The organism is Nonlabens antarcticus (assembly GCF_015356755.1).
Taxonomy (GTDB): Bacteria; Bacteroidota; Bacteroidia; order Flavobacteriales; family Flavobacteriaceae; genus Nonlabens; species Nonlabens antarcticus.
In genome coordinates this window covers 189,020-209,357 of the sequence record NZ_JADFCO010000066.1, presented here as the reverse complement: position 1 = coordinate 209,357, position 20,338 = coordinate 189,020, and the positions used below count along the sequence as shown (strand labels likewise).

The window sequence follows — 20,338 nt, the reverse complement described above, 5'->3', positions numbered from 1 at the left end:
CTGTTTATAAGTAGAATAGTAACCTTAACTTTAAACTGAATTGATCGACGAGATATTAGATAATCCCATTTGATATCAGTTTAGATAACATAAATCGAAAGAAATCTTAAGGAGAATTAAACATTCGTCTTAAAATATTTTCAAGTACAACATCTCATGAATATAAAAGAGCGTAAAAAGAAGTCATCCACTACCATTTTCAAAGCAGTGTTTCCAAATACTACCAATCATTACGATACTCTTTTTGGAGGAACCGCAATGCAATTGATGGATGAAACTGCTTTTATAACAGCAACCCGATTCAGTCGTCAGCAAATGGTAACCGTCAGCAGTGATAAAATTGATTTCCAAAGACCCATCCCAGCAGGAACTATCATTGAATTAACTGGTAACGTGGTGCACGTTGGAAACACAAGTTTAAAAGTGAGCGTAGATATTTATGTTGAAGAAATGTATTCAAATTATCGAGAGAAAGCAGTTTCTGGTATGTTCACCTTTGTTGCGATGGATGAGAATAAGGTCCCAATAAAGATTCTTTAAAGACACAATCTCATTGCCCAAGACACTCATAGTCTTCTATCCTATTATCATCGATACTCATGATTTATGAATTCTAACTCAATAGAGGAAAACTATACATTCCATGAAACGAAACTCTAAAAACCCTTTATTTTAGAAATCGGTTTTAGCAGTGGTATTATTTGTCCATCAATAAATTTTAGCAACGATCTCAAGATGTAAAAGGTGTTTTAAAAAAGCTCTCAAGTAAAATGATAAAATAATTTTGACAATAAACTTTATATGCAAAGACTCATTTAATTTTTGATACCTACGGCGCTAAGGTTTTTAAAAAATAATGACTTTTTAAAAATTGAAACAATCATCATTCTATTTGAAAGCTCACTGATTTTCGAATATGTTATACGCTAAAAACAGATAACACTTTTCAATCTATTGGTAGATAGGATAGTCAAAACTATATTAAATCGAGGAAAATTGCGAGTCTTAAAAAGCAACCATAGCACAGATCAATAATGTACGAAGTACTTGAAAATTTTATAAAAAATAAATCTGAAATTAAACCTAAAACGCTTCAGGAAATCTGTTCCTTTTTTAGCCTGATTCATGCTGAAAGGGGTGAGATACTTCTCAATTATGATGAAGTGTCAAAACATTATTATTTTATAAATAAAGGATGTATTCGATTGTTCACCAATTCAAAAGAAGGCATTGAAAATTCAAGGTATTTTGCGTTTGAGGGGAATTTCGCTACTGCTCTACCTAGCTTTATAGATCAACAGCCAGCCAAAGAATACCTACAAACGATTGAGAAATCCGAACTGCTGTGCATTTCAAGAACTGGTTTTTATCACTTAGTTGATACTATTCCCCAATTCTCAAAAATATACACAGAAATATTAGAGCTTGGTTTTATTATGGCCCAAAAAAGAATTTACGGATTTCAAGGTTTTGATGCTTTAGATAAAGTCAGGTGGATTATTAAATATCAACCTAAGTTGTTACTCAACGTATCTAATAAAATGGTTGCATCCTATTTAGGTATTTCCCCTTCCACTTTGAGCAGGGTAAAATCAAAATTATAAAACGTTGACATAGGACAACTTTTATGCAATATTCAGGTCCTAACTTTGTAGAAACAAATCTTTGATGAAAAAGTGCCTATTAATTCTTGCCTTAGTTCCCGTACTGACTTTTGCTCAAATCAAACCAGATTCTAATAAGCCATTCTCGAAAGTGAATACGTACGTTAAATCGGTTGATCATTTAACACAAGAAGGCGCTTTTGCATTGTCGAGAGTTGCGATTGAAACAGCTTCTAAATTAGACAAACAAATTTCCCTAGCTGTACTCGATGCTAGTGGTGTTACGATACTACTTATAAAAGGTGATAATGTGGGTCCTCATAATACCGAAGCTTCCCGCAGAAAAGCATTTACCGCTCTTTCAACAAAAACACCAAGTTTTGAACTGATGAAAAAAGCTGCTAGCGATCTTACAGCAGAAAATCTAAATACATTACCAGAACTATTGCTTTTGGGCGGTGGCGTGCCTATTTGGAAAGATGGAGCATTAATCGGAAGTATAGGCGTCTCCGGAGCTGGTGGTGGTGAAACCGATCATAATGTGGCTAAAGATGCAGTTGAAACTCTTGGATTTTCAGTTAAAAAACAATGACAATTATGAAAAATACGTTTATAATTCTTTTGACACTTATGACATCTATGATTTACGCTCAAGAAAACATTACGCAAGAACCGGTGCTTACTGGAGAAATGGCTGGAAGAATAGTACAAGCTGCTTTTGCGCAAGCAACAAAAGAAAACTTATTTGTGACCATAACTGTAGTTGACAAATCTGGGCAAACATTGTCTGTATTGAGACATCAAGATGCAGGAGTACATACTATTAGAGCGAGTTATAAAAAAGCATATACCGCAAACTCCCAAAAAAGAGAAACCGCAGAAATTGCAAAAGGAGTTAAAGACGGTACAATCCCTCAAGATATCCGCTACTTAGATGAAAATATTTTGATTTTGGACGGCGGCGTTCCTATTTATATCAATGGAAAAGTAGTGGGTGGTATAGGTGTAGGAGGAGCTCATGGCAGTGAGGACGTACGCATCGCTATGGCCGGATTAAAAATAATGAAGCAATAAAGTCAACTTTTATACATATAAAAATAACCTCATGAAAAATACATTCTTACTATCGATGCTAATGGTTTTAGCAACAACATTTACCTATGCACAAGAAGCAAAATATCAGTTATCAAGTCATATTTTAGATGTTTCGCAAGGTTTACCAGCGACAAACGTTACCATCAGTCTTTCTAAACAAGACACTAATGGTCTATGGGTTGCCATTGATGAAAAAAATACAGATAAAAATGGACGTATCAATGATTTCTTAAAAGAAGAAAAGAACATTGATCACGAGGGTATTTACAAACTGACATATCATACCGCACCATATTTTAAGGAACTGGGACAGGAAAGTTTCTATCCATTCATAGAAGTAGTTTTTGAATTAAAGGGAGATAATCATTATCATGTACCTATTACCCTTTCTGCGTTCGGTTACTCCACTTATAGAGGGAACTAAATAAGTACAGTAAGTGAAATACTAGCACAGTTTATAGCCATAGTTAGGATTCACATCCCTTCTATGGCTTTTTTATTCTAAAGCTTTTTAATCGTAGGTGTCGATGAAAAGAAGCCATTGAGCACACTTAAGAATTCTTGAGTAATCTTAGTATACTGTTGTATTTAATTAACCATCCGAATTATCGCATTATCAATGCATTTGTATAAATAACCTAGACCCTCATCATAAAACTTAGTTGTATTACTCACTTTAACGACCGCTTTGAATTGCTTTTTTATACATCAGACAAATGACATCTCTGGACTATAAAAGCATAATGAATAATACTATAGCCTTCCAAAATTGAGATATTTGATCGCTATATCTAGTCTTAAAAGAATTTTATAATTTTTGATATTCAAATTGGAAGCTTTGCGGAGTCAGATCAATCTCAATTAAACTTAACACATTAAAACCCCAGTGTAGGACAACTCTACTATCTTGCAGAAATAAATATCCTCATGAAAATTAATTTATTATCCTGCGACGCTCAAAGACCTGATCGAAGAGCGATATCAAAATGTATTGCTGGAATTTCTACTGTAGGCGATTCCCTTGCTAACGAACTTACAAGTATTCTTCTGGAAGGAGATCCTGTAGATATTGAAATTGAAGATAAAAATCGTGGTTCGGCACTTCGTGATTTGCGGAAACTGGATATCGATTATGAAATTATAGAGTGAAGATATCGTTCCTTATTTTCAAATCATATTTGCACAATGAGCAAAATTTTCGATTCTTTCAACAACAGGTTTAAGCGTCAGTTTTGGAATTCTAAATTAATAGACAGAACTCAATAGTTGGAAAATATCAATAGAAGTTCAAAATAACAACACTTAAGAGCGATAGGATTTAAATCCTTATAATATTTGACAATTAAAATTATAGAACCAGTATTAGGATTTCAAGAATGTACTAGCTATTCTTCAACGCTGCCATCTTTATTGCCGCTATAGCAGCTTCAGAACCTTTATTCCCATGAATTCCACCACTGCGTGCGATAGATTGCTCACGAGTATCGTCTGTCAACACACAGAATATAACTGGAATACGAGTCTTATTGAGATTGAGATCTTTGATACCGCTAGTGACACCCTGACAAACAAAGTCAAAATGAGCCGTCTCACCACGTATGACACTTCCTATCGCGATAACAGCATCAAGTGCTTTAGTTGGTCTTGAAGCACCATAAGTAGATTCCTGCATCTTACGACAACCGTAAATCAACTCAAACGATCCAGGGACGTCACATCTAAAAATCGCTTCAGAATCCACACCACAATCCACAAGAGTAGAAAAAGCTCCTTTAAAAAGATTCTCCGTTATATCTTCATTCCATTCTGCTACAACAATTCCTATGCGCAATTTTGACGCATCAGGCAATGATTGTTTGTCGTATGCAGATAAATCCTTTCCAGCCGTTGCCATAGTCTAGTTAGAAGCAGCTTGAGCCTGACCTAAAAGCACTTGTGCAGTTTGAGCCTCTTGAGCTTCTGGAAACTCTTCTTCAATGCGCTCTAGATTCTTGATCGCAGTGCTATTATCTCCTGTATTTAAGGAAGCTTGTGCAGCTTTCAATAAATATTTAGGAGTCGTAAATTCATTAGGAACGATATCTGCAGCTTTGTTGTAATAAGAAACCGCATCTTTTTCTTGGCCTACTTGAACTAGTGCGTCACCTATTCCTGCATTTGCATAAGCTTCCATAATAGAACCATCGCCGTCATAAGACGTTAGAAAGTCGATCGCTTTTTGATAATTAACCCCACCTAGATTTAGATAAGCCATACCTATCTGGTAATTAGCAATATTTCCCGCATCCGTTCCTGAGTATTCATCAGCAATTTTTAAAAGCCCGTATTTCCCTTCACCACCATCCAGTGCGAGGTTAAAAAGAGAGTCTTGCTCCTCACCTGTAGCGTTTATCGCTTGGTCATAGAAAAAGTTTGCTTGTGTGGATTCTTCCAGAGCTTCGTCTGCTTTAGGAGCATGCACAAATTCTGTATAGACCCATGATAAAGCAGCGATAACCGCAATAGCAATTACTACATACAGAATGATTTTTTGGTTTTTTTCAACCCATGCCTCCGTTTTACCAGCACCTTCATCTAAAGTTGTAAAAACCTCAGCTGTAGCACTGTCGGTTTCTTCAACTGCTTCCTTTTCCTTACTAGTTTTAGGCTTGTAACCTCTTTTATTGTATGCGGCCATTATCAAATTTATTGAACGGGCAAAAATATCATTTTTATCTATATTAAAAAACGTGCAGACACTTAATCTTCTACCCGCCAAACCTTAAATTTGCATTACTTGCAGCAGGAGGAAAATTATATCGCTTTCGCGAAAGCGAACTTACCTCAACTTTCACATTCACAATTAGTTAAGCAGTAAACCTATGCACCTCAAATCACTCAGCTTAATCAATTACAAAAGCTTTGAAAGCGCTGATTTTGTGATGGATGAGAAAATCAATTGTTTTGTGGGCAACAATGGAGTCGGTAAAACGAACGTTCTAGACGCCATTTATCACCTGGCATTTGCAAAAAGCTATTTTAACCCCATCACACTTCAAAACATCCATCATGATGCAGAATTCTTTGTGATCAATGGAAAGTTTGAAAAGGATGAAAAGGAGGAAAATGTGGTTGTTAGTGCTAAACGTGGGAATAAAAGAGTGGCAAAACGTAATGGCAAAATTTATGACAAAATCAGTGATCATATAGGATTACTGCCGCTGGTAATTATTTCTCCCGCTGATAGGGATTTGATAATCGAGGGAAGTGACACGAGACGTAGGTTTCTGGACGGTGTGATTTCTCTGGAAAACAATCAGTATTTGACGCGCTTGATCAAATACAACAAGCTGTTGCAACAACGCAATGCATTGCTCAAATACTTTGCAGCAAATCGTAAATTTGATGGTGATGCCCTAGCAGTTTATGATGAACAAATGCTTCAATTAGGAAACTATATCCACAAAATACGCGTAGAATTCCTGACCACCTTCACTCCTATTTTCAAAGATTTTTATGCTCAAATCTCTAGAAAAACTGATGAAATTGTAGAAATCTATTATAAGTCAGACTTCAATGATGGAGACCCTGCTGCCGTATTCAAAGCTGCACAACAAAAAGATTTACAGGTTCAATATAGTACCGTGGGTATTCATAAGGACGATTTATTATTTTCTCTTGATAAACATGCTGTCAAAAAATTTGGCAGTCAGGGGCAACAAAAAAGTTTTCTTACGGCACTAAAGTTGGCCCAATTTGAGTTTATCAAGAGTAAAAGTGGTACCGTGCCCATTTTACTACTCGACGACATTTTTGATAAATTAGATGAAGACCGGGTTTCGCAATTGATCGCCATGGTGAATGATGAGCAATTCGGCCAGCTATTTATTAGTGACACAAATCGAGATCGTACTGAAGCGGTCATAAAAAATGTCAACCAATCGTATAAAATGTTTGAGTTATGAAATATCTATGGATCATCATTATAGCCTTGATTACCACAAGCTGCAGTGATCAAAGTACAGACGTAAAACTGGAGAACCTAAAAGGTTATTGGAACATAGAACGGGTTGAAAAACCAGACGGAGAAGAGAAGATATTCCCTTTTACAAATCACATGGATTTCTTTGAAGTCAATGAAAATGGTGGAACTAAGAGTCGTGTGAGCCCTACCTTTGATGGTAGATTTGTTTCTTATGGAGAAACCGTACGATTTGTGTGGGAAATGCGTGAGAATCAACTGATCCTAATTTTTGAAGAGGGAGATAAATCCTACACGCAAATATTAAAGGAAGCCACAAAAGAAGAATTAATTTTAGTTCACGAAAACGGAACTGTTTACTATTATCAACCATACGAGCCTAATGAGAAACAATAAGAAGGAGGATTTTTTGAGTATGAGCGACGCCTTAAAGGATTTCAAGTCGCAACATAAATTGAACTCGGGTTTTATTAAAGTCGATGTTAACGAGGCCTGGAAAGAAGTGATGGGTCCAGGTGTGATGAGTTATACAACTCAAATCAAGTTTACAGGAGAGAAATTATTTATTGACTTATCATCTTCAGTACTTAGACAAGAACTTTCCTATGGCCGCAGTAAAATCGTAGAAAACCTGAACAATCATTTAGGTAAGGAAGTCATCAAATCACTTGTTCTTAGATAAATCTAAATCCCGCCTTTTATATCCTCATCAGATTTGAACTGTTCATCTGATTCTCTTTTTTGAAGTGATGGGGACTTCGTAATATTCTTATAAAACAGCTTCTTATAAAGCTCCTTGATGCTGTTGAAATCAATACTGTATTCTAGACCTACTCCTTGATCATATCCTTCTTGCTGGCCTATCTGCTGCAGAGCATTTTCTCTATTGAATATTTTTAGTCTCAGATCCCCAGATTTACTCAGCAGGAACTCAATCTCCACATTCCCGATAATTGCGCGTTCTGAAGTAGTAGTACTTCCCACCGGAACTCCTAACTTGCCATTTATAAATACCCGATCACTTATTTGTGTTGTCAATGTAATTCCAAATCGGTCAGATCGTTGTATGTCTGAATTAGGATTGCGCTCTGAAGCTTCATAAGTCACCCCAAAATCCAGACGACTGTCCCCACTACTTACAATATCATTCACTATTCCTGATAAGCTTTCAACTAGGTTACCGGTCACTGCATTTTGCCCTATGCTATTAGGATTGTAAAAGGATCCAGCGGTAATAAGGGATAGTGCTTGCAATTGTCTTTGTGATTTATCCTCAAGACGGTACTGTAGCTCAGACTTCACAACGCTGTTGACATTAGGGAAGCTTATTTCAAACTCTGGGTCAAAGAAGCTTAAATCTCCTTGTAATTTTGTGATGACCTCTACAGGAATCTGTGCATTTAAGTTGGGGTTGTCCAGCAAGACAGATGGGTTCGCTCTCGTTAGGTAAGAAGCGCTAACGTTGATATTAGCATCCGTTGGATCGCCGTTCCAATCAATTGTTCCACCGGGTTCAATGACAAATTCTTTATTTACAATCCCGGCATACTTGAAGTTATAAATTCCTTCTGTAACGATAAAGTCACCGTTCATTACAAATTTCCCTGTGGTATTAATTTCTAGCAATAAATTCCCATAACCACTACCGCGCAGGTAACTTCCGTTTGTAGGATCAACAGTTACCTCGACCGTTGCTGTCGGAGTTACCTCCATATCAAACCGCAGTTCTAACCCTGAGATTTCCTTGATCTCAGTTTCCTTACCAGATAATCGTGCTTCTTTTTCTTCTGGACTTAAGAAATAAATCGCAGATGTATCGCCTAAGGATTCTCCGTCATTTATAGGTATTCTAAAGATAGTTCCATCACCTGTAGTCGCGACAACATCAATAAATAGTTCATTTGTGGGGCCTGTAATGGTTGCTTTACCATCAATAAATGCTGTACCATAATACAATGATTCCTCTGTGAGTTCTGTATCTAAAACTAAAAGACGGTCTGATTCTAAGGCCAAGTCCAGTTCCCAAAACCCGAAATTTTTATGATTGATTTTACCTGTTAGCTGTCCTGTAGTATTATACTTAGTATCTCGCAGCTGGATCTCTCCGAAATCAAAACTGGTGCTTTTAATATCGATTTCTGCAGCTTCTTCAAAATCAAAATCAGTATTAAGATAGGGAATGCGCAGTCCAGCTTTGTTCAAAATCAGCTTACCGTCTATTTCTGGTTCCGTTAACTTTCCTTTTACATTGGCTTTTCCCGTTGCAAACCCGCGAATTTGATCAATCACAACACCACCCAGCGGACTCAAGGCTAGTAAATTAAATTCATTGAAGTCTGCATTTACATCTATGGTAGAAAACTCTCCCTTGGTATTTATAGAACCTTCTGCGATGAAAGTCCTTTTAGAGTCATTCTTCAATTGTGCATTGACATTGTAGATACTTAGGTCTTCATTCCCTTTTACTTTCATGTCAAAATCACCCAGAGGCGTGCTGTTGACTTCAAATTCCCTTATAGTGAAGTCACTTGATGGAGCATAATTTCCAGCCACTTGCTCCAGCTTAAGCTCTCCGTCAATCCTACCGCGCATTTTTAAACTGTCAATAGGTTTAGTAAGACTGGAAATACGGACGCCGTCAAATTTTAAATTGACATTCTTATTTCCAGTTCCCTCTACTAAGCCCGCAACGGTGATTCGTTCATTTAAATGCTGTGCCTTGAGTGTGTCCAGTTCGAATTGCTTAAAATCATTATCAAAAACCAACTTCACATTCTCATTAGTAGGATTGATGACCCACTTTTTGCCCTGAAATTTCAAATCGCTCTTGCGGATTCCTACAACAGATTTATTTTCATCATTTATGGTGTGATAAAAACTCAGGTTGTATTTATCATCGTCTTGTTCCTTACTTGTAAACTCTGTTCTAAACAATAATGTATCCTGACGCGTCACATTTATCAACTGGAAATCTTTCACATCATAAAACCCATTGTCTACATCGTCGATCTTGATGTACGTATTGAATAATGGATTTTGGTTGTTTACTTGAATGTTGACCTGTTTTAAATCTACATCGTAAACTTTAATTTGAGGTGACCTGAAAGTGAGCCTAAACTGCGCCTCATTACTTGCAACTTGTCCCTTCAATATTGTGTTTTCGCCTAAAGCGATATCTGGAAAAAATAGATCTACAATCTTATCATAGATTTTAAATTCATAATCTAGATATTGGTTCTCTGTGATTTTATTTGATCGATAATTGGTATAAACATTACCGATAGAGTTCTTGAATAACTCTGGAATTTCTTCAATTTTAAACTTCCCTCGTACTTCACCTTCAATGATATCGGGACTGTTGATGGTAATTAAACGTTCCTCCTCTTCAAAGGTGCTTTCAATTACAAAATCTTCAAAGAAATAAGTGTCATTATCGTTCTGATAACTAGCATCTGAGAAGTTAATAGTACCGGCAGCATCATTAATATTCGTGCCGTTCATATCTATAACCATCTCTCCTTTCAAGATGGCTGTGCTATCCCTTGTGAAAATATTAGTTGCTTTTAAGTCTGCATAATCAACGAAAGCCTTGAAATCGTACGTATTGATTTCTTTAGATATATCAACCAAACCATCAAATTCCATTTGTAGATTAGGATCGTTGATGAGAACTTTACCATTAAATAATGGCTTTCTAAGGTCTCCATTTACCTTAATGTTCTTGTAATTATAACCATTGTAAGACAATCTAGAGATCGCACCATTCAAAGTTAAGCGAGCTGTTTCAGGATCAAAACCTCTGCCGTTGATTGTTAAATTTAAGCTCGCAGCTCCCAGGTCTTTTGCATTTACGATTCCGCCTAAATAGAAATTTGTTGCTTTGATATTTCCGGAATAACCTATGTAACCAGAACGGATTTCTGTCAGTTTAAGATCTGTATCTACAAACCCTTGTCTACTGGTAGCAGAAAGCTTTGAAATAACATTATCCCTGTCTACACTAGCATATCCATTAGCATTGATAGTTCCCAATTGATTGAGCGTTGCTGGCAATTGAGTGCCTAAAATATTAGGAAGCAATTTTTTGAGATCTATATAGCTCACTTGTAACTGGTCAAAAGTCCCGTCGATAAAGAAATTATCCGCTTCCTTAATCAAATTACGGAACTGCATATCACCCTCAATACTCAAATCGCTTAGAGCATTCATAGACAAGCCGGCGATTTTGAAATCATTTAAGGTTCCCGTCATTTTTCCAGCGATAGCCGCTGTCTCATTTGGGGCAAACTCATTATAAAATATATTGATTTCATTAGTAGCGATACTTGATTTCTTAATGTCAAACGTCCAAATTACCTTTTCTACAAAATCAGAAAACCCTCCCTCTTCATAGTCCATTTGTAAATCTCCAGTGATGCTAGATCCCAGAGTTTCCATATTTAAGTCACCTGCTCTTATCTGAACGGGCGAGTAGTAAAAATCAGCTTTTAATTGCTTGACAGTAAAACCTTCAGTGCCGTCCGGACCGCTAACGGCACCATTGAACATCTCAAAATTCCCGCTTTGAATATCAGCGAAAATCTCATTACCATCGATCCGGAAATTATCAGCATTTAGATTTAAGTTTTTAGCTACGAATAATTGCGGGTGGTTTGCGTTATCATCAATTATCCTAATCTGGGCATTTGTGAGGTTGATGGTTCCCGTATTTAAAGTAAAAGGCTGCTGGGAACTAGGCTCTGTGGCAAACTTGTTTAGGAATATATTTAAATTATCACTTTCTTCTCCCTTATAGCGACGCATGTTTAGGTACAGCTCATTTATGCTCACGTCTCCCAGAGCTGGTGATGATGAAACCAATTCAGAAAAGCTCATTACTGATGTGGACAAGTGTTCAAAAGAAATAACGGTATCTTGATGATGGTCCAGTGCTCTGGTCGCGCCCAGTTCCACACTACCAGAATAGGTAATAGCTACCGTTTCAATGTCAATATTTACATCATAGGTATCGTTGAGATAATCCGTTAAAAAATGGGCCGCTCTCGTTTGCACGGCCGGAAAAGAAAAAACGATTACAAGGATTACAAAAAGCGCTACCAGCACCAGTAGGATTCTCCCTAGTATTTTAAAAAGCTTTTTAATAACAGATCATTTACTTTTGCAAAGATTACCAAATTTTATGCCCGATCAACCTATGCCAGCGCAGATCTCTTACCTTCTTGCTATAGAATCCTCTTGTGATGACACCTCTTGTGCCATTCTCAAAAATGATAAGGTATTATCTAACGTTACAGCAAATCAAAAAGTACATCAGCAATACGGCGGTGTTGTTCCTGAACTGGCCTCCCGTGCACATCAATCTAATATTGTGCCCGTAGTTCATACCGCATTAGCTCAGGCAAATATCGACAAAAAGCAACTTACTGCAATAGCATTTACTCGTGGCCCGGGACTTATGGGCAGCTTGTTGGTGGGAAGTAGTTTTGCTAAGAGTTTATCGCTAGGTTTAGAAATTCCCTTGATTGAAGTACATCATATGCAAGCGCACATCTTAGCACATTTTATTGATCAGGGACAGAAAAAACCAGAGTTTCCATTTCTTGCGTTAACCATTAGCGGTGGACATACCCAGATTGTTAAGGTAACAGACCATCATAAAATGGAAGTCATAGGCAGTACGATGGATGATGCCGTGGGGGAAGCTTTTGATAAAACGGGTAAAATTCTAGGATTGGACTATCCAGCTGGACCTATGGTGGATTCGCTTTCGCGAAAGGGAAATCCCCACACCTTCAAATTTCCCATTCCCAAAGCTCCCAACCTAGACTACAGCTTTAGCGGTTTTAAAACCAGTGTTTTATATTTTATTCAAAAAAATGTCAAGGAAGATCCAGAGTTTATCAAGAAAAATCTAGAAGACATCTGCGCCAGCATCCAGTTTACCATTATCAATATTTTATTTCAAAAACTGGAAAAGGCCGTGGAACAAACAGGAATAAAATCTGTAGCGATAGGTGGTGGTGTCAGTGCAAATTCTGGAATCCGAGAAAAATTACTTTCTAAAGAAAAAGAAGGCTGGACAGTATTTATACCGCCCTTTGAATACACGACAGATAATGCCGCTATGATCGGTATTTCTGGATACTATAAATATCTGGATCAAGATTTTGCAGGTCTGGATATTACCGCCACCGCAAGAATTCCCATGTAATGCAATTATTTTATTTCCCACAAGCGACATTAACAACAGACCTTCTTTCGTTAGAAAAAGAGGATACGAGACATATTACTAAGGTGTTGAGGAAATCTGTAGGTGATACGGTTTCTATAACTAATGGACTGGGTGATTTATTTGACGGTACGATAACCCAATTAACCAGCAATCGTTGCGACCTGCAACTAGTGCATATCAAAAAAATTCCAGCTCCTAACCCACAGCTTCATATCGCGATCGCACCTACAAAAATGAACGATCGCATGGAATGGTTTTTGGAAAAATCAACCGAATTAGGAGTTTCCAGCATCACGCCTATATTATGTGCAAATAGCGAGCGACGTCATATTAAAATGGAACGCTTTGAAAAAATTATTGTGAGTGCCATGAAGCAATCACTACAACTTCACAAACCGATGTTGAATCCGCTGACTGGATTTGAGGACTTTATTACATCAAATGAAGCCGAATTGAAACTTATTGCCCATTGCGAAGAAACCGATAAAATCCATCTTTCAGAACTATTGAAGCCTAATCTAAATACCTGCATTCTTATAGGACCAGAAGGAGATTTCAATCCTACCGAAATAAAAAATGCACTGAACAATAATTTTCGTCCTGTTCATTTAGGCCATACCCGTTTGAGAACTGAAACTGCTGGCATGTACGCTGTCAGTCTTTTTAATTCTATTATCCAAGGCTAGAGCATCCTGCGGCTAGAATTTTTAGGTTTTTATCCTGCATTATGATAGCAACGCGATAGGTAGCGCCTGTTTCCGCATTTGCCGGAATCGTAAATTCGCCAGTGCCCTTAGCCATTTTTTTATTCAAGTCCACTTTCTGCAGGACGATATTTGTATTCTTTAATTTTCGATTAGAGTTTTCACCGTTGGTTACATTGGTAATATGCTCCTCTAAAACCAGTAAAGCATATGCAAAGTTAAACTCCTTATTCATATCAATTTCATAATCAAAGCTCATCTTATTCGCCGTCCTTTTAACCTTAGGATTTTTCAAAGCTGTCACGTTAGATTTAGCTTTTAGGCTTTTTTGTAAGCTAGACTTACGGGATCCCACAAATTCCGTTTGACCATTTACCACCATTTGAGGCGTGTAAACGCCAGAATTAAGCTGCTTTGCGTATGCTCTTTGATATTTTGAAAAATCTGCATCAGAATAAGGATCTTTCCAGCCCAATCGATTCCAGTAATCCACATGATAGGATAATGCGATCACATTTTGCTCATTTTTAATAGTAGCAAGAAGCTCATCTGCGGGCGGACAACTACTACAGCCTTGAGAAGTGAATAATTCAACCACAGTTACACCATTTTGCAGCTGTTTTTCGTTACTTTGTTTATGGTTTTCTTTATGTTGAAACGCAAGTACCGAAAAGGCGAGAATCAAACTTACTATAGGGAGAATAATTCTCGTTAGTGGATTAAATATCATTTTGAGGGAATTTCAGTGATTGTGAAACTAATGAAACTTAACTCAAAACTTAAGATAAGCAGAATAAAATTTAACTATTATACAAACTTGAATATATCTATTCGCAATCTTTCTTTGATATCATGGTTGATTTTAGCATGCTTCAAAGTGAACGCTCAACAGATTGCCCTATTAAAATACGATGGAGGTGGCGATTGGTATGCAAACCCGACAGCCTTACCTAATCTCGTAAATTATTGTAATGAGAATTTAGGAACAACACTTTCTAGAGATGTTGCTACTGTGGAACCACAAAGCATTGACATATTTCAGTATCCGTTTATACACATGACTGGACATGGTAATGTAGTATTCAATGATTCTCAAGTAGAGAACTTGAGAAATTACTTATTAAGCGGTGGTTTTTTACACATAGACGATAATTATGGAATGAAACCTTATCTGGAAAAGGAAATAGTACGATTATTTCCAGATAAACAATGGCGTGAACTTCCTGCGTCGCATCCCATATTTAGTTCCTATGTAGGTTTCCCAAATGGATTACCTAAAATCCATGAACATGATGGAAAACGCCCTCAAGCGATGGGTATCTTTCATGAAAATAGGTTGGTTCTTTTATTTACATTTGAAACCGATTTAGGAGACGGCTGGGAAAGCCCAGAAGTTCACAACGATCCACCAGAAATAAGAAAAAAAGCGCTTGATATGGGAGCTAATATTATCAAATACGTTTTTACCAACTAGTTAAACTATGGAACCTAAAGCTACATCGCGAGCAATCGCCTTTGGATTGTTAAGAGCCTTACTTATTATAGGTGGTGTGATGTTACTTGCTTGGTTTCTTTGGGAGATTCAGTCGGTTCTATTTTATATAGGTGTAGCCGCAGTTCTGTCGTTAGTTGGGAGGCCTATTGTACTCTTCTTGCGCGACCGCGTTAGAATTCCTAATACTCTTTCCGTTATTCTCACGCTCATTTTCCTGTTCACCATCATCGTCGGCGCTATTCTTATGGTTATTCCTGTAATTGCAGAGCAAGGGGAGAATATCTCTAAAATCGATATAGAAGAGGTCAAAAGCAATCTGGAAGTGCTCAATGAACAGATTAGTGATTATTTTGGAATCAGTAGAGTCAATGTTTTAGAACGGCTTCAAAATCTGGAATTCGTCAAGAAGAATCTTACTATGGATTTGGTTCCGCAATTTGTCAATGGATTCTTTGGAACATTGGGCAGTTTTATGATTGGAATGTTCTCCATACTTTTTATTGCATTTTTTTTGTTGAAAGACAGCCGCTTGCTATTAGAAGGAGTTCTTGTTTTCTCAAAAAAAGGGAATGAGGGACAATTCCTACGCGCTTTCACCAAAATCAAGCAACTACTTTCCAGATATTTTATCGGTTTGATTTTACAAATCGTGATTTTGTTTATACTCTATAGTGCCATCTTGTTATCATTAGGAGTTGAAAATGCGATGATTATCGCCTTTTTCTGTGCGTTGTTGAATCTAATACCTTATTTAGGACCCGCCATTGGTTATTTTTTAATGTGCGCGTTTGTTATTAGTGACAATCTAGGAGCAAATTTTACCGATTTCATTCTTCCTAAATTAATAGTGGTTTCTATAGGTTATGGGATCATTCAATTGATCGATAATTTCTTGAATCAGCCACTGATTTTTGGAAAATCCGTGCGATCACATCCATTGGAGATTTTTATCATTATTTTGATTGCGGGACTTGTTTTTGGCATTATCGGGCTCGTTCTGGCAATTCCTACCTACACCGCGATCAAAGTTATTTCTAAGGAATTCTTGAGCGAATATAAAATCGTTAAGAAACTGACCCAAAATTTATAGATCATGAACCCTGAAGTTTTGAAGCCACAAGTGCGCGAGTATTTGATGGCGCATCTTCACGAGTCTGCGGCAGGTTTTATCTTAAGATCGCATCCTTTTGACATCGATGCTAAGGATCTTGCACAGCAACTGGTAGGATTTCAAAAATCAAAAAGCAAATTTCCAGAGCTTTTTGAGAATTCTCAGATACTTTTCCCTCCCAATGTCAACCTAGAGCAGACAAGTTCTGAAACTACCGCAAACTACAAGGCCAGTTTGACTCAAGGAGCTGCTATGGCGGATCTCACTGGCGGACTGGGTGTTGATGTCATCGCTTTCGCGAAAGCGTATTCCCAGACCACTCACGTAGAAAAAAATGCGTCGCTACAACACATTGCATCCCACAATTTTCAGGCACTAAGACTGTCTACAAAAAGCTACTGTAATGACGGTATAGCATTTTTAGAATCTGTTGAAGAACGTTTTGACCTGCTCTACCTCGACCCCAGCCGTAAAACGGAAACTACCAACAAGGCCATCCTCTTAGTCGATTATGAGCCGAATGTCATAGAACACATGAATTTGTTTTTTGAGAAGGTAAACAAAATCATGATCAAGACCTCGCCCATGTTGGACCTTACCGCTGGGCTAAAACAACTGAATCATGTAACCGAAATTCATGTAGTTGCCGTTAAAAACGAAGTCAAGGAATTGCTATGGATTCTGTCAAAAGAAAAAAAAGAATTAAAAATCACAGCGGTAAATCTAGAAACAAACCAACCCATCTTCACTTACAGTAAAGACAAGAATATTTTTGACCTAGCTATAGAAGTTGGAACCTATCTATATGAACCCAATGCGGCGATTATGAAGACTCAGGCTTTTGCAGAAATTTCCAGTCAGTTTCAGGTTCAAAAAATTGATCAGGATGCTCATCTATTTACATCTGATGTACTCGTAGAATTTCCAGGCCGTATATTCCAGGTGAAAAAGGTACTGGATTATAAACCCAAGTCGATCAAGCGGGAGTATGGAAAAAGTGCACGAGCCGTAGTGACAAGAAACTTTCGCGAAAGCGTAAAACAGATCCGCACAAAATATAACTTAGCCGAAAGTGAATTTGAATATCTCTTCTTCACCAGCGTCAACGGTCGTGGTGCTGTGGTAATCGAGGCAGAAAAAATAAGTACATGAAGAAAATAGTCGTTTTATCAGGTGCTGGAGTCAGTGCAGAAAGTGGGATCTCAACCTTTAGAGATGCAGGTGGATTGTGGGAAGGTCACGATGTGATGGAAGTTGCCTCACCAGAAGGCTGGGAGACTAATCCAAAATTAGTGTTGGATTTTTATAACAAACGTCGCGCACAATTGAAGGAAGTCGTCCCTAACAAAGCGCACCATTGCATTGCAGCACTGGAGCGCAATTATGAAGTTCAGGTCATTACTCAAAACGTGGACGATCTCCATGAACGCGCGGGTTCCACAAACGTATTGCACTTGCACGGTGAGCTGCTCAAAGCCCGACCGTCTGATAATGTATCGGATATTGTGGAATGGATCGATGACATGACTATTGATCATAAATCTGTCACAGGTTCACAGATGCGACCGCATATCGTATGGTTCGGCGAGGATGTTCCTGCGATGGATGCGGCTATGGAAACCATTCAAACCGCAGACGCCGTGATTATAGTAGGTACTTCTTTACAAGTCTATCCAGCGGCTGGTTTGATGCATTATGCGCCAGAGGAATGTCCCATCTATTTAGTAGATCCTCAACCTAGTTTAGAAAGTAGCAACGGATTAACTGTAATCGCAGAAAATGCTGGTACTGGGGTGCAAAAGGCATGCGACATGATTCATGCTAATTTGCATAACTCTAAATAATTTGTGGATTCTGAATCGTTACATACAGATTTACAAAACCTTCTAGCTTACAAAGATTCCCGAGTTCGCATAGGAACCTATTGCGTTAAGGAGGATCTATTACCAGAATTGATTCAATTATGTCAGCCAGAATCTGGAGTTTCCCATCAGGCTTGCTGGTCTCTAGAACAATCCTACCTGCTCTTTGAAGCCGATTGCTATTTGCATTTAGGAGAAATCTGTGCGTTGTTTCCTATGAAAATTAATCACTCAGCAATGCGTTCGTTATTGAAAATAGGTACGTTACTCTGCAAATCCTATTATTCTAAACGAGAGCACCCTATCAAAGAAATACTGACGCTAGAAATGCGCAATCAGCTAGTGGAAGGAGCTTTTAATGAATTGCTGACAGCTTATGGAAAGACGGCAAACCTAGCTTTTGCCACTAATACCCTGTTCCTATTGGGAACTGAATTTGACTGGATTCATCCAGCGATGCCTGCAATTATAGAAGAACATATCGTTAATCCTGAAAGCAAAGGCTACAAAAGCGTTGGCGGGAAAACCCTAAAAAGATTAAACGATTAGCACTCTAGATTTGCTTGACACAACCGTCATTGCTAACCCCTAAAATCCTATTTTTGCGTGCTTTAAAGCTATACTATGTCTTTACAAGCAATATCGCCTATTGATGGCCGCTATCGATCTAAGGTTGAATCCCTTGCCTCCTTTTTTTCTGAAGCCTCACTGATCAAATATCGTGTGTTGATTGAGGTGGAATACTTTATCGCTTTAAGCGAAAGCGGAATTTCCCAGCTGCAACCTTTTAGCGACAAAATTCAAACTTCCTTGAGGACTCTTTACAAAGATTTCTCACTTGACGATGCGCAAGCCATTAAAGAGATTGAGAAAACCACCAATCACGATGTAAAGGCGGTAGAATATTTTCTCAAAAGCAAGTTTGACGACCTTGACCTAGCGGGTCACAAAGAGTTCATCCATTTCGGGTTGACTTCTCAAGATATCAACAATACGGCAATTCCATTAAGCATTAAGGAAGCTGTGGAAGAAGTTTATTATCCAGAAATTGAAGCGCTGATCCAGCAGCTGGATCAACTTGCCACAAACTGGGCTGATATCCCAATGCTAGCAAGAACGCACGGCCAGCCAGCCTCACCTACACGTTTAGGGAAAGAATTCAAGGTGTTTGTGGTACGTCTTCAAGAGCAGTTGAAAGGATTGAAAACCATTCCACATGCAGCAAAATTTGGTGGTGCAACAGGAAATTACAATGCTCATCATGTAGCCTTTCCAGCAATCGATTGGAAAGCATTTGGGAATGAGTTTGTAGAAAACAGATTGGGTTTAAAGCACAGCTTCCCAACTACTCAAATTGAACATTACGATTATATGGCGTCCTTGTTTGACGCGTTTAAGAGGATCAATACCATTCTCGTTGATCTGGATCGAGATATCTGGACGTACATCTCCATGGATTATTTTAAGCAAAAGATCAAAGCAGGAGAAATAGGCTCCAGTGCCATGCCTCACAAAGTGAACCCGATTGATTTTGAAAACAGTGAAGGAAATTTAGGTATCGCAAACGCCTTATTTGAACATCTAGCCGCAAAATTACCCATATCTAGATTACAACGAGATTTAACCGATTCTACAGTTCTTAGAAATGTGGGAGTTCCTCTGGCACATACCTTGATCGCTTTCAAATCAACCGCTAAGGGGTTGAGCAAACTCTTATTAAATGAACAAAAAATTGCTGCAGATCTAGAAGCAAATTGGGCGGTAGTTGCAGAAGCGATTCAGACCATTTTAAGAAGGGAGAAATATCCTAATCCTTATGAAGCGCTCAAAGAACTCACGCGGACTAACGATAAAATCACGGCTCAAAGTATGGCGACATTTATTGAACAACTTGATATTAATGAGTCAATCAAGGAAGAAATGAGAGTGATAACTCCAGCAACATTTACTGGAATTTAATAAGTTAATTCCTACCTAATTAGGTTTAGATTAACGGGATGCGGCGGCGGTTGCTTCTAGTTTAGTGCCAAATTAAAACTAACTAACATGAGCATTTTAACTATTATCCTCAACATATTTTTACCTCCCGTGAGCGTTGCTCTCAACAAGGGGTTGGGAAAAGATTTCATTATCAATGTCATTCTGACGATTTTAGGAGTCTTGCCTGGAGTAATTCACGCTTTCTATGTGACCTCTAAATAAGCATCTAAAATTGCAATGAAAAAGAAAGAAAACGGCGCCCGATGGGCGCCGTTTTAATTTAAGTATATTTTC

The 20,338-nt window shown here is 37.9% G+C and carries 22 protein-coding genes; 18 read left to right on the top strand and 4 right to left on the bottom strand.

Annotation, left to right across the window (positions count from 1 at the left end; translation table 11 throughout):
- The first annotated feature begins 156 nt into the window (after positions 1–156).
- From IQ282_RS12115 to IQ282_RS12090, 6 genes are all read left to right on the top strand, one after another.
- Positions 157–540, top strand: a complete 384-nt coding sequence (locus tag IQ282_RS12115) for an acyl-CoA thioesterase (protein ID WP_194852136.1) — start codon at positions 157–159, stop codon at positions 538–540.
- Between the two features lie 494 nt (positions 541–1,034).
- Entirely contained in the window at positions 1,035–1,604 is a 570-nt protein-coding gene (locus tag IQ282_RS12110; protein ID WP_194852135.1) for a Crp/Fnr family transcriptional regulator, read from the top strand.
- A 64-nt stretch (positions 1,605–1,668) separates the two neighbouring features.
- Complete coding sequence (locus IQ282_RS12105; RefSeq protein ID WP_194852134.1) at positions 1,669–2,196, top strand: GlcG/HbpS family heme-binding protein; 528 nt, start codon at positions 1,669–1,671, stop codon at positions 2,194–2,196.
- Positions 2,193–2,678 (top strand): GlcG/HbpS family heme-binding protein, encoded by a 486-nt coding sequence (locus tag IQ282_RS12100; protein ID WP_394355204.1) that lies wholly within the window; start codon positions 2,193–2,195, stop codon positions 2,676–2,678. Before IQ282_RS12105 ends, IQ282_RS12100 begins: the two co-directional genes overlap by 4 nt.
- Positions 2,679–2,709: 31 nt before the next feature.
- Positions 2,710–3,123 (top strand): hydroxyisourate hydrolase, encoded by a 414-nt coding sequence (gene uraH, locus IQ282_RS12095; RefSeq protein ID WP_194852132.1) that lies wholly within the window; start codon positions 2,710–2,712, stop codon positions 3,121–3,123.
- Between the two features lie 503 nt (positions 3,124–3,626).
- Complete coding sequence (locus IQ282_RS12090) at positions 3,627–3,848, top strand: hypothetical protein (RefSeq protein WP_194852131.1); 222 nt, start codon at positions 3,627–3,629, stop codon at positions 3,846–3,848.
- A gap of 232 nt (positions 3,849–4,080) precedes the next feature.
- Here the strand turns inward: IQ282_RS12090 and ribH are convergent, their stop codons facing one another.
- Together ribH and IQ282_RS12080 are read right to left on the bottom strand one after the other, a co-directional pair.
- The gene (gene ribH, locus IQ282_RS12085; RefSeq protein ID WP_194852130.1) at positions 4,081–4,593 is read right to left on the bottom strand and encodes a 6,7-dimethyl-8-ribityllumazine synthase; all 513 of its coding nucleotides are present in this window, start codon (positions 4,591–4,593) and stop codon (positions 4,081–4,083) included.
- A gap of 3 nt (positions 4,594–4,596) precedes the next feature.
- The gene (locus IQ282_RS12080) at positions 4,597–5,376 is read right to left on the bottom strand and encodes a tetratricopeptide repeat protein (protein WP_194852129.1); all 780 of its coding nucleotides are present in this window, start codon (positions 5,374–5,376) and stop codon (positions 4,597–4,599) included.
- A gap of 184 nt (positions 5,377–5,560) precedes the next feature.
- Between IQ282_RS12080 and recF the strand changes: the two genes are divergently transcribed.
- The 3 genes from recF to IQ282_RS12065 are packed head-to-tail and all read left to right on the top strand — an operon-like array spanning position 5,561 to position 7,342.
- Positions 5,561–6,643 carry a DNA replication/repair protein RecF gene (gene recF / locus IQ282_RS12075; protein WP_194852128.1) on the top strand — a complete coding sequence of 361 codons (1,083 nt, stop codon included), beginning with the start codon at positions 5,561–5,563 and terminating at the stop codon, positions 6,641–6,643.
- A complete protein-coding gene (locus IQ282_RS12070) occupies positions 6,640–7,056 on the top strand; it encodes a lipocalin-like domain-containing protein (protein ID WP_194852127.1) in 417 nt (138 codons plus the stop codon). The genes recF and IQ282_RS12070 overlap by 4 nt, the downstream gene beginning before the upstream one ends.
- Positions 7,043–7,342, top strand: a complete 300-nt coding sequence (locus tag IQ282_RS12065) for a DUF721 domain-containing protein (protein WP_194852126.1) — start codon at positions 7,043–7,045, stop codon at positions 7,340–7,342. The genes IQ282_RS12070 and IQ282_RS12065 overlap by 14 nt, the downstream gene beginning before the upstream one ends.
- A gap of 2 nt (positions 7,343–7,344) precedes the next feature.
- On the opposite strand, the gene IQ282_RS12060 is transcribed toward IQ282_RS12065, so the two are convergent.
- Positions 7,345–11,763, bottom strand: coding sequence for a translocation/assembly module TamB domain-containing protein (locus tag IQ282_RS12060; RefSeq protein WP_317174206.1), 4,419 nt, complete (start codon positions 11,761–11,763; stop codon positions 7,345–7,347).
- A gap of 91 nt (positions 11,764–11,854) precedes the next feature.
- Between IQ282_RS12060 and tsaD the strand changes: the two genes are divergently transcribed.
- Together tsaD and IQ282_RS12050 are read left to right on the top strand one after the other, a co-directional pair.
- On the top strand, positions 11,855–12,871 hold the full coding sequence (gene tsaD, locus IQ282_RS12055) for a tRNA (adenosine(37)-N6)-threonylcarbamoyltransferase complex transferase subunit TsaD (RefSeq protein ID WP_194852669.1): 1,017 nt from the start codon (positions 11,855–11,857) through the stop codon (positions 12,869–12,871).
- Positions 12,871–13,578: a 16S rRNA (uracil(1498)-N(3))-methyltransferase gene (locus tag IQ282_RS12050; RefSeq protein ID WP_194852125.1), complete on the top strand. Its 708-nt coding sequence runs from the start codon at positions 12,871–12,873 to the stop codon at positions 13,576–13,578. The genes tsaD and IQ282_RS12050 overlap by 1 nt, the downstream gene beginning before the upstream one ends.
- Here IQ282_RS12050 and IQ282_RS12045 read toward each other — a convergent pair.
- On the bottom strand, positions 13,565–14,326 hold the full coding sequence (locus IQ282_RS12045) for a DUF1223 domain-containing protein (protein WP_194852124.1): 762 nt from the start codon (positions 14,324–14,326) through the stop codon (positions 13,565–13,567). The genes IQ282_RS12050 and IQ282_RS12045 overlap by 14 nt on opposite strands.
- A 147-nt stretch (positions 14,327–14,473) precedes the next feature.
- Between IQ282_RS12045 and IQ282_RS12040 the strand changes: the two genes are divergently transcribed.
- The 7 genes from IQ282_RS12040 (at position 14,474) to IQ282_RS12010 (ending at position 20,266) form a co-directional block, all read left to right on the top strand.
- Entirely contained in the window at positions 14,474–15,070 is a 597-nt protein-coding gene (locus IQ282_RS12040; RefSeq protein WP_394355203.1) for a DUF4159 domain-containing protein, read from the top strand.
- A 7-nt stretch (positions 15,071–15,077) separates the two neighbouring features.
- Positions 15,078–16,181 (top strand): AI-2E family transporter, encoded by a 1,104-nt coding sequence (locus IQ282_RS12035; RefSeq protein WP_194852122.1) that lies wholly within the window; start codon positions 15,078–15,080, stop codon positions 16,179–16,181.
- 3 nt (positions 16,182–16,184) lie between these two features.
- A complete protein-coding gene (locus IQ282_RS12030) occupies positions 16,185–17,354 on the top strand; it encodes a THUMP-like domain-containing protein (RefSeq protein WP_194852121.1) in 1,170 nt (389 codons plus the stop codon).
- Positions 17,351–18,046 carry an SIR2 family NAD-dependent protein deacylase gene (locus tag IQ282_RS12025; RefSeq protein WP_194852120.1) on the top strand — a complete coding sequence of 232 codons (696 nt, stop codon included), beginning with the start codon at positions 17,351–17,353 and terminating at the stop codon, positions 18,044–18,046. Before IQ282_RS12030 ends, IQ282_RS12025 begins: the two co-directional genes overlap by 4 nt.
- 3 nt (positions 18,047–18,049) lie before the next feature.
- Positions 18,050–18,613 (top strand): adenylosuccinate lyase, encoded by a 564-nt coding sequence (locus IQ282_RS12020; protein WP_194852119.1) that lies wholly within the window; start codon positions 18,050–18,052, stop codon positions 18,611–18,613.
- Positions 18,614–18,688: 75 nt separating this feature from the next.
- Complete coding sequence (gene purB, locus IQ282_RS12015; RefSeq protein WP_194852118.1) at positions 18,689–20,023, top strand: adenylosuccinate lyase; 1,335 nt, start codon at positions 18,689–18,691, stop codon at positions 20,021–20,023.
- Between the two features lie 87 nt (positions 20,024–20,110).
- Positions 20,111–20,266, top strand: a complete 156-nt coding sequence (locus IQ282_RS12010) for a YqaE/Pmp3 family membrane protein (RefSeq protein WP_194852117.1) — start codon at positions 20,111–20,113, stop codon at positions 20,264–20,266.
- The last annotated feature ends 72 nt before the right edge of the window (positions 20,267–20,338 follow it).

Bases quoted from the DNA above. Each gene is read 5' to 3' on its own strand.
- recF (WP_194852128.1), top strand. From the start codon at position 5,561: ATGCACCTCAAATCACTCAGCTTAATCAATTACAAAAGCTTTGAAAGC.
- IQ282_RS12035 (WP_194852122.1), top strand. From the start codon at position 15,078: ATGGAACCTAAAGCTACATCGCGAGCAATCGCCTTTGGATTGTTAAGA.
- IQ282_RS12090 (WP_194852131.1), top strand. From the start codon at position 3,627: ATGAAAATTAATTTATTATCCTGCGACGCTCAAAGACCTGATCGAAGA.
- IQ282_RS12010 (WP_194852117.1), top strand. From the start codon at position 20,111: ATGAGCATTTTAACTATTATCCTCAACATATTTTTACCTCCCGTGAGC.
- ribH (WP_194852130.1), bottom strand. From the start codon at position 4,593: ATGGCAACGGCTGGAAAGGATTTATCTGCATACGACAAACAATCATTG.
- IQ282_RS12045 (WP_194852124.1), bottom strand. From the start codon at position 14,326: ATGATATTTAATCCACTAACGAGAATTATTCTCCCTATAGTAAGTTTG.
- IQ282_RS12100 (WP_394355204.1), top strand. From the start codon at position 2,193: ATGACAATTATGAAAAATACGTTTATAATTCTTTTGACACTTATGACA.
- IQ282_RS12065 (WP_194852126.1), top strand. From the start codon at position 7,043: ATGAGAAACAATAAGAAGGAGGATTTTTTGAGTATGAGCGACGCCTTA.
- purB (WP_194852118.1), top strand. From the start codon at position 18,689: ATGTCTTTACAAGCAATATCGCCTATTGATGGCCGCTATCGATCTAAG.
- uraH (WP_194852132.1), top strand. From the start codon at position 2,710: ATGAAAAATACATTCTTACTATCGATGCTAATGGTTTTAGCAACAACA.
- IQ282_RS12080 (WP_194852129.1), bottom strand. From the start codon at position 5,376: ATGGCCGCATACAATAAAAGAGGTTACAAGCCTAAAACTAGTAAGGAA.
- tsaD (WP_194852669.1), top strand. From the start codon at position 11,855: ATGCCAGCGCAGATCTCTTACCTTCTTGCTATAGAATCCTCTTGTGAT.
- IQ282_RS12110 (WP_194852135.1), top strand. From the start codon at position 1,035: ATGTACGAAGTACTTGAAAATTTTATAAAAAATAAATCTGAAATTAAA.
- IQ282_RS12030 (WP_194852121.1), top strand. From the start codon at position 16,185: ATGAACCCTGAAGTTTTGAAGCCACAAGTGCGCGAGTATTTGATGGCG.
- IQ282_RS12025 (WP_194852120.1), top strand. From the start codon at position 17,351: ATGAAGAAAATAGTCGTTTTATCAGGTGCTGGAGTCAGTGCAGAAAGT.
- IQ282_RS12050 (WP_194852125.1), top strand. From the start codon at position 12,871: ATGCAATTATTTTATTTCCCACAAGCGACATTAACAACAGACCTTCTT.
- IQ282_RS12070 (WP_194852127.1), top strand. From the start codon at position 6,640: ATGAAATATCTATGGATCATCATTATAGCCTTGATTACCACAAGCTGC.
- IQ282_RS12105 (WP_194852134.1), top strand. From the start codon at position 1,669: ATGAAAAAGTGCCTATTAATTCTTGCCTTAGTTCCCGTACTGACTTTT.
- IQ282_RS12115 (WP_194852136.1), top strand. From the start codon at position 157: ATGAATATAAAAGAGCGTAAAAAGAAGTCATCCACTACCATTTTCAAA.